General features: G+C 69.0%; 11 protein-coding genes. 3 read left to right on the forward strand and 8 right to left on the reverse strand.

The features are described from left to right. Positions 1 to 2 precede the first annotated feature (2 nt). The 4 genes from BHS09_RS13405 to BHS09_RS13420 form a co-directional block, all read right to left on the reverse strand. A complete protein-coding gene (locus BHS09_RS13405; protein WP_140798048.1) occupies positions 3 to 1,883 on the reverse strand; it encodes an NADH-quinone oxidoreductase subunit G in 1,881 nt (626 codons plus the stop codon). Then, complete coding sequence (gene nuoD / locus BHS09_RS13410; RefSeq protein WP_140790240.1) at positions 1,880 to 3,127, reverse strand: NADH dehydrogenase (quinone) subunit D; 1,248 nt, start codon at positions 3,125 to 3,127, stop codon at positions 1,880 to 1,882. Before nuoD ends, BHS09_RS13405 begins: the two co-directional genes overlap by 4 nt. A gap of 12 nt (positions 3,128 to 3,139) precedes the next feature. Next, on the reverse strand, positions 3,140 to 3,658 hold the full coding sequence (locus tag BHS09_RS13415) for an NADH-quinone oxidoreductase subunit C (RefSeq protein WP_020478794.1): 519 nt from the start codon (positions 3,656 to 3,658) through the stop codon (positions 3,140 to 3,142). Positions 3,659 to 3,837: 179 nt separating this feature from the next. Next, positions 3,838 to 5,145 (reverse strand): adenylate/guanylate cyclase domain-containing protein, encoded by a 1,308-nt coding sequence (locus tag BHS09_RS13420; RefSeq protein ID WP_140798049.1) that lies wholly within the window; start codon positions 5,143 to 5,145, stop codon positions 3,838 to 3,840. A 95-nt stretch (positions 5,146 to 5,240) separates the two neighbouring features. Here BHS09_RS13420 and BHS09_RS13425 point away from each other — a divergent pair, with 95 nt between their 5' ends. Together BHS09_RS13425 and BHS09_RS13430 are read left to right on the forward strand one after the other, a co-directional pair. Then, on the forward strand, positions 5,241 to 7,376 hold the full coding sequence (locus BHS09_RS13425; RefSeq protein WP_140798050.1) for a sulfatase-like hydrolase/transferase: 2,136 nt from the start codon (positions 5,241 to 5,243) through the stop codon (positions 7,374 to 7,376). Next, the gene (locus tag BHS09_RS13430) at positions 7,366 to 7,734 is read left to right on the forward strand and encodes a PaaI family thioesterase (protein ID WP_174260534.1); all 369 of its coding nucleotides are present in this window, start codon (positions 7,366 to 7,368) and stop codon (positions 7,732 to 7,734) included. The genes BHS09_RS13425 and BHS09_RS13430 overlap by 11 nt, the downstream gene beginning before the upstream one ends. A gap of 87 nt (positions 7,735 to 7,821) precedes the next feature. Here the strand turns inward: BHS09_RS13430 and BHS09_RS13435 are convergent, their stop codons facing one another. Together BHS09_RS13435 and BHS09_RS13440 are read right to left on the reverse strand one after the other, a co-directional pair. Then, positions 7,822 to 8,385, reverse strand: coding sequence for an NADH-quinone oxidoreductase subunit B (locus BHS09_RS13435; RefSeq protein WP_140790248.1), 564 nt, complete (start codon positions 8,383 to 8,385; stop codon positions 7,822 to 7,824). A 6-nt stretch (positions 8,386 to 8,391) separates the two neighbouring features. Then, a complete protein-coding gene (locus BHS09_RS13440; RefSeq protein WP_011552801.1) occupies positions 8,392 to 8,763 on the reverse strand; it encodes an NADH-quinone oxidoreductase subunit A in 372 nt (123 codons plus the stop codon). A 240-nt stretch (positions 8,764 to 9,003) separates the two neighbouring features. On the opposite strand from BHS09_RS13440, the gene BHS09_RS13445 reads away from it, so the two are divergent. Then, positions 9,004 to 10,575, forward strand: a complete 1,572-nt coding sequence (locus tag BHS09_RS13445; RefSeq protein WP_140798052.1) for a methyl-accepting chemotaxis protein — start codon at positions 9,004 to 9,006, stop codon at positions 10,573 to 10,575. 3 nt (positions 10,576 to 10,578) lie between these two features. Here BHS09_RS13445 and BHS09_RS13450 read toward each other — a convergent pair whose 3' ends face one another. Together BHS09_RS13450 and BHS09_RS13455 are read right to left on the reverse strand one after the other, a co-directional pair. Next, a complete protein-coding gene (locus BHS09_RS13450) occupies positions 10,579 to 10,815 on the reverse strand; it encodes an amphi-Trp domain-containing protein (RefSeq protein WP_140790252.1) in 237 nt (78 codons plus the stop codon). An 81-nt stretch (positions 10,816 to 10,896) separates the two neighbouring features. After that, a complete protein-coding gene (locus BHS09_RS13455) occupies positions 10,897 to 12,561 on the reverse strand; it encodes an arylsulfatase (protein ID WP_140798053.1) in 1,665 nt (554 codons plus the stop codon). Between the last annotated feature and the right edge of the window lie 35 nt (positions 12,562 to 12,596).

Below are 12,596 nucleotides of genomic sequence, written 5' to 3' on the forward strand. Positions count from 1 at the left end.
GACTAGATACCCCTCACCCGAGGCGTGCCGAACTCACGGTACCCCGCGGGGCGACCGTCGGCACCTGCCGGCAGCGGATTGATGCCCGGCTTCTCCCGGTCCGCCGGAGACGCCTTCTCCCAGTTGAACTCCGCGAACTCGGCCACCTTGCCAGCCAGCTCGCGCCACACGTCGACGGCGCGCTTCCAGGTGGACTCGCCACCCAGCTCGCGCGTCAGCTCCCTGACCCACTCCCAGCCCGGGACGACGTCGCCCTTGGGCGGGTACGCCTTGCGGAAGCGCTGGATGATGCCGTCCTGCTGCACGAACGAGCCCTCGTCCTCGACGGGGACGGAGGCCGGCAGCAGCACCGTGGCCTGCGCGGTGATGGCGGACTCTGTGAAGGCCTGCGCCACGAACACGTCCAGGTGACCGGCGGCCTCCGCGAAGGTGTCCACGTCGCCCGGCACCTCGGTGCCGATGGCGTAGAGCGCCTTCACCGTTCCCGCCTTCATCACGGTGGTGAGCGCGTCGAAGGTCTCCAGCTTGAGGCCCAGCGCCTTCGCGATGAACTCCAGGCCCTTGCGGTTGGGGTTCTTGTCCGCCGTCATCAGGAAGTGGTCGGCGGGGCCCGAAGCGCGGCCGCCCACGTACACGGTGGACACGCCCAGCGTGGTCTTGGCGAAGTTCAGCCCGGCCAGCAGGTCCTCGTTGGAGGCCAGAGGCGAGGCCAGCACCGCCAGCTGCTTGCTGCCCTGCACCGAGCGCAGCGCCTTGGCCGCGGCCTGGACCGCTTCCTTGCGCGTGGTGACGGGCACCGCCTCACCGGCGCGGTTCGCGCGGCGGCCCACCTGCGCCTGCAGCACGCGGCCCAGGTTCAGGTACTTGTAGGTGAGCCGGCCCTCGTCGCACATCCAACTCTTGTTGATGGCCTCGTTCTCCCGCGGGCGGTAGCGGTACGAGTCCTGCGACATCCAGTCCACGTAGGTGGAGCAGCCGCGCGAGCAGCCGGTGCACACCGACGGGGTGGCGGACAGGAACCACGCGCGCGCCTTGAAGCGGAAGTCGCGGCTGAGCAGCGCGCCCACCGGGCACACGTCCACGGTGTTGAGCGAGTAGTTGCTGTTCAGCTCGCTGCCCGGGAACACGTCGATGCGCTCGTGGCTGCCGCGGCCGAACACGCCCAGCTGCGGCTCCTTGGCCACCTCGTTCATCACGCGCACGCAGCGGGTGCACATGATGCAGCGCTCCTGGTCAATGACGACGCGGGGCCCCAGCACCTTGCGCTTGTTCTTGAGGGCCTTGGTGCCCTCCAGGCGCGAGGGCCGGTAATCGTACTTCATGTAGTAGTCCTGCAGCTTGCACTCACCGGCCTGGTCGCAGATGGAGCAGTCGACCGGGTGGTTCAGCAGCAGGAACTCCATCACCGCGCGCTGCTGCTCCTTCACCTTGGGCGTGGTGGTCTTGATGGCCTGGCCTTCGGCCATGGGCGTCTGGCACGCGGGCACCATCTTGGGCGCGTTGGACGCCTCGATGAGGCAGATGCGGCAGTTGGCCGCGATGGAGAGGCGCGGGTGGTAGCAGTAGTAGGGGATGTCCGAGCCGACCGCCTTGGCCGCCTCGATCATGTTCGTCCCCGGCTTCACCACGACTTCCTTGCCGTCGATGGTGGCGGTGATGAACCCCGGGTTCTTCGGCGCCGGCTTGGGCGGCGGGCCGGAGGGCGGCTTGGGCGGCGGCGTCCCCGTAGGGCCGCTGGCGGCGGCGGGCGGGTTGTCCAGCTTCGCGCCGGCGGGCGGGTTGGACGGCTCCGGGCCAATCTTGGCCGCGGGCGTGTCCGTGGGCGCCCCCTTCGGAGGCGGCTGCGCATCACCGGTGGGCTTCTTCGTGTCGTTGTCGCTCACTGCTCGACCTCGCCGCCGATCATGTTGATGGTGTCAAACGTAGGGATGAGGTCCGCCAACATCTTGCCTTCGATGATGTGGGGGACGGCCGCGAGCACGGGGAAGCCCGGCGCGCGAACGTGGACCTTGTACGGACGGCCGCGGCCGTCGCTCACCAGGTACCAGCCCAGCTCGCCGTTGGAGGCCTCGGTGGCGTCGTACACCTCGCCGGCGGGCACCTGGATGCCCTCCATCACCAGCTTGAAGTGCGACATCACGCCTTCGATGGTGCCGTAGACCTCGGGCTTGGGTGGCAGCGCGATGCGCCAGTCATCCACAATGATGGGGCCCGCGGGGATGGTGTCCATGGCCTGGCGCAGGATGCGGATGGACTGACGCATCTCCTCGAGCCGGACCAGGTAGCGGTCGTAGTTGTCGCCGTGCTCGCCCAGCGGGATGTCGAAGTCGAACCGGTCGTAGACCCAGTACGGCTTCGTCTTGCGGATGTCGTAGTCCACGCCGCACGCGCGCAGGGCGGGGCCGGTGTAGCCGTACTCGATGGCGTCCTCGGCGCTGATGACTCCCGTGCCCTTCGTGCGGTCCACGAAGATGCGGTTGTTCGTCAGCAGGCCTTCCATCTCGTCGAGCAGCGCCAGGCCCTGGTCCAGCGTCTTGTGGACGCGGGCAACCCAGCCCTCGGGCAGGTCGCGGTTGCTGCCGCCCACGCGCCCGAAGCTGGTCGTGAGGCGCGCGCCCGTCAGCTCGGCGGTGCGGTCATGGAGCAGCTCGCGGAACTCCATGGCGAGGAGGAACGGCGCGAAGCCGCCCATCTCCAGGCCGGTGGCGCCCACGCACGTCAGGTGGTCCGTCAGCCGGTGCAGCTCGGAGCCGATGACGCGGATGTACTGGGCGCGCTCGGGAATCTCCAGGCCGATGAGCTTCTCCACGGCGTTGAGGAACCCGAAGTTGTTCATCATCGCGGACAGGTAGTTGAGCCGGTCCGTGTAGGGCAGGCACTGCGTCCACGTGACGTTCTCGCAGCTCTTCTGGAAGCCGCGGTGCAGGAAGCCGATCTCAGGGTCGATCTTGACGATCGTCTCACCCTCGAGCTCCACCTTCAGCCGCACGGTGCCGTGCGTGGCCGGGTGGGAGGGGCCCATGTTGATGACCATCCGCTTGGTCTGCAGATGGGCTTCCAGCTCCGACTCGTGGGCGTACGCGTCGGTATCGGGGTTCGGCGCTTCGGGCTTGAGGGTGTCAGCCATGGATGTCCTCGCTCAGGAGAGCCCGCTAGTGCCGGGGCCGCGGAAGATGTCCTTGATGGGGCGCTCGGGGATGAGCGGCTGCCGGTCGCGCAGCGCGTAGTCCTTGCGCAGCGGATGCCCCTCGAACTCGTCGTAGAGGAGGATGCGGCGCAGGTCCGGGTGCCCGTCGAAGCGGATGCCGTAGAAGTCGAAGGTCAGCCGCTCCCACCAGTTGGCGCCGCGGAAGAGCGGCACCAGGGTGGGGACCACCGGGTTGGCTTCGCTCACCCGCACCTTGAGCCGCACGTGCTCGTGCCGCTTGAGGGAGTAGAGGAAGTAGACGACCTCGAAGCGAGGGTCGTTCTCCGCCAGGTGCAGCCGATCCACGGCGTCGATGGAGCCGAACAGCTTGAACTCCAGCTCCGGGTCGTTCTTCAGGAACGCGGCGACCTTCGGGAGCGAGTCTGCATGGATGACGGCCCAGGCGCCTCCGGTCCGATCCACGTAGCGATCCGCCACCGCCTCTGGGAGCTGGGCGGAGACCCTGTCCAACGCGAAAGTGCTCAAGGGGGCCCCAATGACTAAGGGAGAAGAATCCGCGGCTTTATAAGGAGCCCTCGGCGGGTGCGTCAACGTAAACCCTCAACCATGTAGCCCACTTAGGAGGCCCAGAAGCGGGCGTTGCGCGAAACCGGGTGGGAGGGTGGGCAGCGGCCCGGACAGGGGGTGGATCAGCCGACTGCGAGCGCGACCCCGGGTTGTCCTACACTCGGTGCAAAGGTAGCCACGGGCAGTCGCTTGCCGGGCACCAAGGTGGGGTTCACCGGCACCCAGGCGAAGGCCTCGGCGCAGTGCTCGCGGGTGGCCTGGGAGGCGAGGACGGCGACGCCGGCCACCTTGGTGAGCTGCTCGATGCGGGCCGCCACGTTCACCGTATCTCCAATGGCGGTGTACTCCAGACGGCGGGTGGTGGAGCCGATGTTCCCCAGAACGACGGGACCGGTGTGGACGCCCACCCCCATGCGCAGGACGGGAGCACCCCGGGCGGCCCGGTCGGCGTTGACGGCGTCCAGCTCCACCACCATGTCCAGCGCGCAGCGCACCGCGCGGAGGGGGTGCTCCGCGTCTTCCAGCGGCGCGCCGAAGTACACCATGAGTGCGTCCCCGATGAACTTGTCGAGCGTTCCACCGTGGCGGAACACCACCTCCACCATGCGGCCGTAATACTCGTTGAGGACCTCCACCACCTGGCCCGGCGGCATGCGCTCGCTCAGCGCGGTGAAGTCCCGGAGGTCGGCGAACAGCACCGTGACTTCCCGCAGCTCCGGCGCCATCGAGGTCTGTCGTTGTAGTCGTTCTGCTACTGAGGGCGAGAAGTAGCGGCCCAGGCGGGCGCGCTTGAGCTCCTCCCGGGAGACGGCGACGGTGAGGGCGCGGATGCGACCGAGCAGGTGGTGGGCGCCGGCCGCCATGATGCCCAGGAGGACGACCGCGGCCACCTGGGCGCCCATGCCGATGCCCGCCTCGTGCTGCAGCCGGACCAAGCCGATGGCGGCGACCGTCATGACCACCGCGGTGACGGAGCGGCGCAGCGACAGGGCCGCCAGCAGCACCAGCACGGTGTAGATGCCCAGCGTGAAGCCGGCCACGCCGCCCGGGGAGGGCGACACCGGAATGGCCAGGTGCTGCATCCAGTAGACGGCGGGTGCGTCCACGAAGGCCAGCGTCAGTCCGGCCCATAAGGCACTTTGCCGCCAGCGTGACACCGCGACCCGTCCGGCCACGGTGCACAGCCAGTAGATGCCCAGGGGCGCGAGGTAGACCTTCCAGTCCGCCATGTCCCGCGCGACGCCTTGATACAGCGCGACGCCCAGCAGCAGGGTGACAGCCACCAGCCGCAACCGCGCCATCTGCCGTGCGTTGTGATGGCGTTCGACATCCAGCGCCCGGTTCACCAGGTCCTGGCTGTCATCGGGATGGGCGCCGTGCGGTGATGCAGGGGCCTCGCTGGCTGCCAGTCGAGGCGGAGTCAAGGCCATCGATTCTGCAATGCCCTCGCGCGGAGCGCACGTTGGCGGGGGTCGGTCGTCCGGCCGGCACACGCCTGTTTCAATCGGGTATAGAAGAGGAGGTCATGCCCGAATCCCCCCCTTCCGGCATTCTCCGTTCCTGGTGGCCGCGCCTGCTCGCGGGGGCCGTGCTGGGTGTGTTGCTGTTCGCCGCCGAGTCGTGGCTGCTGCTGCGCTCGGGTGTCGTGGGCATGGACATCCCGGTGGATGGCCCCTACGCCGCGTTGATGGCGGCCGTGCGGCCTGTCATCCCAGGCCTGCTGTTGAGAGTGGCGGCCGTGTACGCCGTGGCCGGCATGGTGCTGGCCGTGGCGGGGACATTGCTGGCGCGTGCCTGGGGACGGGGCGGCGCCTGGGCGACGTTGGGGCAGGGGCTGCTGCTGTTCGTGCTGCTGGCGTGGGACCGGGCCATCGCGCGTCCGGCCCTCTTCGATGACCTGCCCGCGCTCCGGTCGCTGCTGGCCTGGCTGGTGGCACATGGCGAGCCCTGGCATCCACGCGCGGTGCTGGTGGCCTGGCTGGTGGCGCACGCCGCGGTGTGGGTGGTGCGCTCGCGGCAGTGGCGGCTCGCGCTGTGGGGCGGCGCGGCCCTGGCGGGCGTGGCGGGGCTGTTGGTGGTGGGAAAGGGGATGGCTGGACGCGGCGCGCCTGGGCATCCGCTGGTGGTGGTCATCGGCATCGATGCCTTCCGGCCGGACCGGCTGAAGTCGCAGGGAGGCTCGGGCGAGGTGGCGCCCCACGTGGAGCGCCTTTTGGAGGACGCCACGCTCTTCACCCGCGCGTACACGCCCATCGCCCAGACGGAGCCCGCGTGGCGTTCGCTGCTCACCGCGCGGTGGCCGCACGAGACGGGCGTGCGCTACTCGCTGACGTCCGACTCGCGGATGCAACTCCAGCGCACCTTCGCGGAGTCCTTCGCGCAGGCGGGGTGGCGCACGGTGTTCTCCACCGACTGCTCACGCTTCCACGCGGAAGGGCCCGCATCCGGCTTCGAGACGCGCCTGCAGCCGCCGCGCGGGGCGGTGAACTTCCTCCTGGAGAAGCTGCGCTACCGCGCGCTGGGCCTGTTCGCCGACCACGCGCTGGGCGCCGCCTGGTTGCCCGAGTTCATCGACAACCGAGCGCTGGCCGGCATCCATGACCCCATGGGCTACGCGGAGCGGCTGGCTTCGCGGCTGGTGGACGAGGCGAGCCAGGGCCCCACGCTGTTCGCCTTCCATGCGACGGCGGCGCACTTCCCGGGCGACCCGGTGCATCCCTTCTACCGTCGCTTCGTGCCGGCCTCGGAGCCGCTGGAGCGCCGGCTGCGCATGCACTTCGCCCCGGTGTCTCCAGGCGCGAAGGGCGGCTGGAACCGGGCGGGCGCGGAGGCGCTCTACGACGAGCTGATTGCACAGGCGGACGCGCAGGTGGGGATGCTGCTGGACGCGCTGCGCCGCTCGGGGCGCTATGACGACGCGCTCATCCTCCTGCTGTCGGACCATGGCGAGAGCTTCCACGCGGACCGCGCGGACCTCGCGGGCGCCACGCCGGTGCATGGCGCGCGGCTGTCGGAGGAGGAGAACCGCATCCTCCTGGCGGTGAAGCCGCCCAAGGGGCGGGGGACGGCGCCAGCCCTGGTGGATTCGCTGGTGCGGTTGGTGGACGCGGGGCCCACGCTGCTGGAGTTGTCCGGGCTGCCGCGGCTGTCGGATGTGGACGGCGTGTCGCTGGCGCCGCTGCTGCGCGGCGAGGACCTGGGGCCGCTGTCGCTGTACGCGGAGACGGGCTTCACCCATGTGCTGCCGGAGGTGTTCGACCCGGGGCACTGGCCTGGGGCGCCTCGCTCGTTCGACGCGTACCGCATCCGTCCGGATGGCGTGGTGGAGATGGGGCCCGCGGCCCACACCCGCATCCTCCAGGAGAAGGACGTGGGCGCCTTCGACGGCCAGCGCTGGTGGGTGGACCGGCCCCAGGCCAACAGCACGGTGCTGCGCGCCTGCCAGGGCGACTGTGAAGGGCCGGACGCCCTCGCGCTGGAGGCGTGGTTCGACGGCGTGCAGGGCCGGACGGCGGCGGGAGGCTGGCGTAAGGTGGCCGGCCATGTCGATGACTCCGGACACCCCGAGCCTTCAGGAACGCTACGCTCCCCAAAACAGCTGCTTCGGCTGCGGCCCGGCCAACGCCCAGGGCCTGCGCATCCGCAGCCGCGTGGAGGGTGATGCCGTCGTCGCGGAGTGGACGCCGCAAGAACACCACCACGCCTTCGAAGGCGTGCTCAGCGGCGGCATCGTCGGCACGCTGCTGGACTGTCACTGCAACTGGACGGCGGCGTACCACCTGATGCGCGCGCAGGGCGGGGACGCGCCGCCGTGCACTGTCACCGCCGAGTACGCCATCACCCTGAAGCGTCCCACGCCCATGGCCGGGCCCCTGCGCCTGGAGGCGAAGCCGGTGGAAATCCAGGGGGACCGCGCCATCATCGAAGGCACGCTGACCGCAGGCGGGAAGGTGACGGCCACCTGTCGGGGCACCTTCGTCGCCGTGAAGCCGGGCCACCCCGCGTACCATCGCTGGTAGCAGCGCCAGAAATACCAAGGCCCCGGCGCTTCCACCGACTGAGGCGGGAAGCGGGCGGGGCCCTGGCGGTACCGCGCGTGGGGCGCGTTACTTGTTCATGGACAGCAGCAGGTTGTGCCGCGCGGCCGTGGGGTTGGCCTCCTCGCGGTCCGCGATGCGGTGGACCTGGTTGCCAATCTTGTCCTGCAGCAGCATCAGGCCGTCCAGCACCTGCTCCGGGCGCGGCGGGCAGCCGGGGATGTAGACGTCCACCGGGATGATGCGGTCGATGCCCTGGAGCACCGCGTAGTTGTCGTAGAAGCCGCCCGAGGACGCGCACACGCCGAAGGCCACGACCCACTTGGGCTCGGCCATCTGCTCATAGACGCGCTTGAGGATGGGGGCCTGCTTCAGGTTGATGGTGCCCACCACCATCAGCAGGTCCGCCTGGCGCGGCGAGAAGCGGGGGAACTCCGCGCCGAAGCGGGAGATGTCGTGCCGGCTGGCGGCCACGGACATGTACTCCATGCCGCAGCAGGCCGTGGCGTACGGATAGGTGAAGAGCGAGTACTTGCGCGCCCAACCCAGGCCCTTGGAGACGATGGACTGGAGCCAGCCCATGGAGTCGTCACGGCGGGTCGTCACGATGTTTGCGAGGTCTGCGTCAGCCATGATGTCTCAGCTCTCCCAGTCCAGGGCGCCCTTCTTCCAGATGTAGATAAGGCCGACCACCAGCGTCACCGCAAAAACCAGCATCTCCACGTACCCGAACCAGCCGAGCGCCTGGAAGTTCACCGCCCAGGGGTACAGGAACACTGCTTCCACGTCGAACACGATGAACAACAGGGCCACGACGTAGAACTTCACCGCGAAGCGCTGCCGTGCCGGGCCGCTCGACTCGGAGCCGGCTTCGAAGCTGGTCGCCTTGATGGCGCTCGGGCGGCGAGGACCCAGCCGCGTGGTGATCTGGGGAATGAGCATCGCCATGCCACCCGCCAGCAGCAGGACGACGGCCAGCGGCAGGTATGGCGTGAGGGGAGTCGGAGTCATCGCGCGCGGAACCTAATGACACCGCGCTCGCCATGTCAAAGGGAAAGTCCAGGGGGCGGCGCGCCAACCCCTTGAGATGACGGCGAAAAGCGGTGTTCATGGTACCCCAGGGCGCGTCTGGCGTGGATCAGCCGCTCGCACGGCCCCAGTCCCACCTGCCGGTTTGACGCTCCGCGAAGGGACGCCTACCGTCGGAGAACCGCCGGCATCCATCCGGCGTGAAACTTTCTCACCGGGGAGATGGCAAGCATGTGGGGCCGGCTCGGCTTGTGGATGCAGGTGGCCATCGCGGTGCTCGTGCCCTGCCTGGCGGTGGTGAGCTTCTGCGTCGTGTACTTCCCCATGCACCAGCGGGAAGTCACCCTGGAGTTGCTCCAGAAGCGGGTGCGGGTGGTGGCGCGGCTGATATCGCAGCACCCCGCGCTCCTGTCCGCGGACAGCACGCCGGAATCCACGGCCCGGGTGCGGGATGTGTTGTCGATGCTGGAGTCCCCGGAGGCGCTCAACGAGCGCAGCGGCTTCACCCTGCGCTACCAGGGGTTGGTGTCGGCGGAAGGCACCGTGCTGCATGGGCGCGGCCCCATTCCCACGGCCATCCGCTCGCTCGGCGTGGAGGGGCTGGAGGGCTGCATCACGTCCACCCACCACGACGAGGTGTCGGTCCGCTGCGCCAGTGGTGACCGCATCTACGTGGCGGGCTTCGGCGTCCAGGAAGCGCTCAGCTCGGTGGATGACATGCGGGGCGCGGTGCTGGCCGGACTGGCGGGCGCGCTGGTGCTGGGGCTGGCCTTGTCGTTGTTCATCAGCCGCGCCATCGCCGAACCGGTGGCCCGGGTGACGGAGGTGGTGCGGGACGTGGCCCGGGGCGACATGTCGCGCGGGGAGCTGGACGTGCCGGCCACGGGCGAGGTGCGCCTCATGGCGCAGTCCTTCAACAAGATGCTGGGCACGCTGCGCACCTCGGTGATGGAGATGGTTTCGCGCACGGAGCAGCTGTCCGGCGCGTCGCGGGGCCTGTTGGGGGCGTCCGCGGACCAGGAGCACGTCATCAGCCAGCAGGCGGCGTACGCGCAGCAGATTGCCGCCACGTTCGAGGAGCTGAGCCGCACGGCCGAGCAGATCTCCAGCTCCACGGAGGTGGTGGAGTCGAGCGCGCGGCGCACCCACGAGGCCGTGGCGGAGGCCATGGCGGTGGTCGCGCAGGTGGTGGCGGGCATCAACGACATCCGCACCGAGTCCAAGGGCGTGGCGGACGCGATTGTCGGCCTCAACCAGGACCTGCAGCAGGTGTCGAAGATTGCCCAGGTCATCAACCAGGTGGCGGAGCGCTCCGACTTGCTGGCGCTGAACGCGGCGCTGGAGGGCACCAAGGCGGGCGAGGTGGGGCGGGGCTTCTCGTTGGTGGCCGCGGAGATGCGCAAGCTGGCGGAGAACGTGTCCGCCTCCGCGCGTGACATCGCCCGCATCGTGGAGAAGGTTCAGGACTCCGGCGAGGAAGCGGCGGCCAAGGCCCGCGTGGGCATGGCCACCAGCGACCGGGGCGTGGAGGTGGCCGAGCAGGCCTCCTCCGTGTTCCAGCGAATCGTCGAGCTGGCGCGCGGCACCAGCGAGGCGGCGCGGCAGATCACCATCGCCACCCGTCAGCAGCGCCAGTCCAGCGAGCAGGCCGTGCAGGGCGCCCGCAACGTCGCGGAGCTGGTGAAGCAGGGCGTGGACGCGACGGGACGCACCACGCGCATCGCCCAGGACCTGCAGGCGGTGGCCGAGGGGCTCACCGCCGTCACCAGCCGCTTCAAGACGACGCGGAACTGAGGCTCACTCCCGCTGCCAGCGCAGCTGGAACTCGACCTCGTCCACGCCGTCCTCGCGCTCGTGCTCGATGTTGAAGAGCGCGTCGGCGGGGATGCGCAGGCGCTCGCCTGCGACCTGGATGCTGAAGGCCTTGCCCTCCTCGATGGCGTCCGCCAACCGCCGCAGCTTCGCGACGAAGTCCTTGCGCGGGTACGTCTTCTCCAGGTCTCGGTTCGCTCGCTTCGCCTTCTTTTGCGCCATCGTTGAGGGCTCTTTCGGCCAGGGTTTCCCCGGATGATGACATCGCCCGCGATGGACGCGCAGCCTGAATCAGCGCGGGGCTCATGCGTGGGATTGCTGGGTCCGGTCGATGAGCCGCTCCACTTCGTTGGCGAATCGGAGGACCTCGTCGCCCACGGAGGGCTTGTCGTCCTTCATCGTCTTGCGCATCGCGTCCTTCACGCGCTCCTTGAGGGGGCCGATGCTGAGACTCCCCGGTGCCTGGCTGGGCGGGTACTCGATGAGGCTCTCCGCGAACTTCTTCACCAGTCCTTGCGCGGGGACGAAGAGGAACATCCGCTGGCCATACCAACGCGTATAGAGGCCCGAATGGAGCCCCTCCTCGAACGGGTCCGAGCGCAGGTTGATGAGGTAGGGCCAGGACGGATTGAAGCGCTTGCCGCTGAACCAGAGGTCAGGGCCGTCGCCTTCCTGGTAGGCGAAGATGACCTTCCAGTCGTCGTACCGGACCGCGGCGAGCTGGCCGCTGTCGAGCACGTAGATGAACTCGTGGCGCCGGCTGGGCTCCTTTCCCACGAGCAGCCCGCGCTGGTCATACCCATCCAGGCACACGCGGAACGTCTTGTCTCCCGCGCGGTAGCCCTGCCGGCACTGCTCGGCGAGGTCATCGGGGCCACCCGCCGCGGCCACCATCGTCGGCATCCAGTCCTCGTGGGCGAAGATGTCGTTGATGACGCGGCCCGGCTCGATGACGCCCGGCCAGCGCGCGACGCAGGGCACGCGGACACCGCCTTCCCAGGTGGAGCCCTTCTCCCCGCGGAACGGTGAGTTGCCTCCGTCCGGCCAGCCCATCTTCTCCACGCCGTTGTCGGTGCTGAAGATGACCAACGTATCGTCCGAGATGCCCAGCGCGTCGAGCTTGTCCAACAGAATGCCGACGTAGTCGTCCAGCTCCGCCATGGCGTCCGCGTACAAGCCCTTGCCCGTCTTGTTGCGGTACTTCTCCTGGAGGAATGTCCACACGTGCGTACGCGTGGTGTTGTGCCAGATGAAGAAGGGCTCACGCGCCTTCACCGAGCGCTCCATGAAGGACAGCGTCGAGGCCAGGAACTCCTCGTCCACCGTCTCCATGCGCTTCGTCGTGAGCGGTCCGGTGTCCTCGATGCGCTGTCTGCCCACGCGGCCCCAGCGCGGTTCATCCGTGGGGTCGTCCCGGTCCGTGGCCCACGCGTGGAGCACGCCTCGCGGCCCGAAGCGGGCCTTGAACGAAGGGTCCTTCGGGTAGTCCGGGCACTCGGGCTCGTTCTCCGCGTTCAGGTGGTACAGGTTTCCGTGGAACTCGTCGAAGCCGTGCACGGTGGGCAGGTAGCGGTTGGAGTCGCCCAGGTGGTTCTTCCCGAAATGCCCGCAGCGGTAGCCCAGGGGCTTGAGCAGTTCCGCGATGGTCGGGTCCGACGCCTGAAGTCCGTAGTCAGCGCCCGGCATGCCGATGGTGGTGAGGCCCGTGCGCAGGGGATTCATGCCGGTGATGAATGCCGCGCGGCCGGCGGTGCAGCTCTGCTGGCCGTAGCAGTCCGTCATCAACGCGCCCTCGCGGGCGATGCGGTCGATGTTCGGCGTCCGGTAGCCCATCATCCCCTGGTTATAGGCGCTGATGTTCCACAGTCCGATGTCGTCACCCCAGATGACGAGGATGTTCGGCCGCTGTCCCGCGCCCCTGCCGTCCTGCCCGTTGCCTTTGCGTTTCAGTCTGTCGATGAACGACATGCGCCGTTGCCTCCTCCACGTGGCCCGGGCGAGGT

Origin of the sequence: Myxococcus xanthus (genome assembly GCF_006402735.1) — a bacterium.
In the GTDB taxonomy this organism is placed as follows: domain Bacteria; phylum Myxococcota; class Myxococcia; order Myxococcales; family Myxococcaceae; genus Myxococcus; species Myxococcus xanthus_A.

Excerpts from the sequence above, each read along its gene's own strand:
- nuoD (WP_140790240.1), bottom strand. The coding sequence starts at position 3,127 with ATGGCTGACACCCTCAAGCCCGAAGCGCCGAACCCCGATACCGACGCG.
- BHS09_RS13420 (WP_140798049.1), bottom strand. The coding sequence starts at position 5,145 with ATGGCCTTGACTCCGCCTCGACTGGCAGCCAGCGAGGCCCCTGCATCA.
- BHS09_RS13425 (WP_140798050.1), top strand. The coding sequence starts at position 5,241 with ATGCCCGAATCCCCCCCTTCCGGCATTCTCCGTTCCTGGTGGCCGCGC.
- BHS09_RS13435 (WP_140790248.1), bottom strand. The coding sequence starts at position 8,385 with ATGGCTGACGCAGACCTCGCAAACATCGTGACGACCCGCCGTGACGAC.
- BHS09_RS13440 (WP_011552801.1), bottom strand. The coding sequence starts at position 8,763 with ATGACTCCGACTCCCCTCACGCCATACCTGCCGCTGGCCGTCGTCCTG.
- BHS09_RS13445 (WP_140798052.1), top strand. The coding sequence starts at position 9,004 with ATGGCAAGCATGTGGGGCCGGCTCGGCTTGTGGATGCAGGTGGCCATC.
- BHS09_RS13450 (WP_140790252.1), bottom strand. The coding sequence starts at position 10,815 with ATGGCGCAAAAGAAGGCGAAGCGAGCGAACCGAGACCTGGAGAAGACG.
- BHS09_RS13455 (WP_140798053.1), bottom strand. The coding sequence starts at position 12,561 with ATGTCGTTCATCGACAGACTGAAACGCAAAGGCAACGGGCAGGACGGC.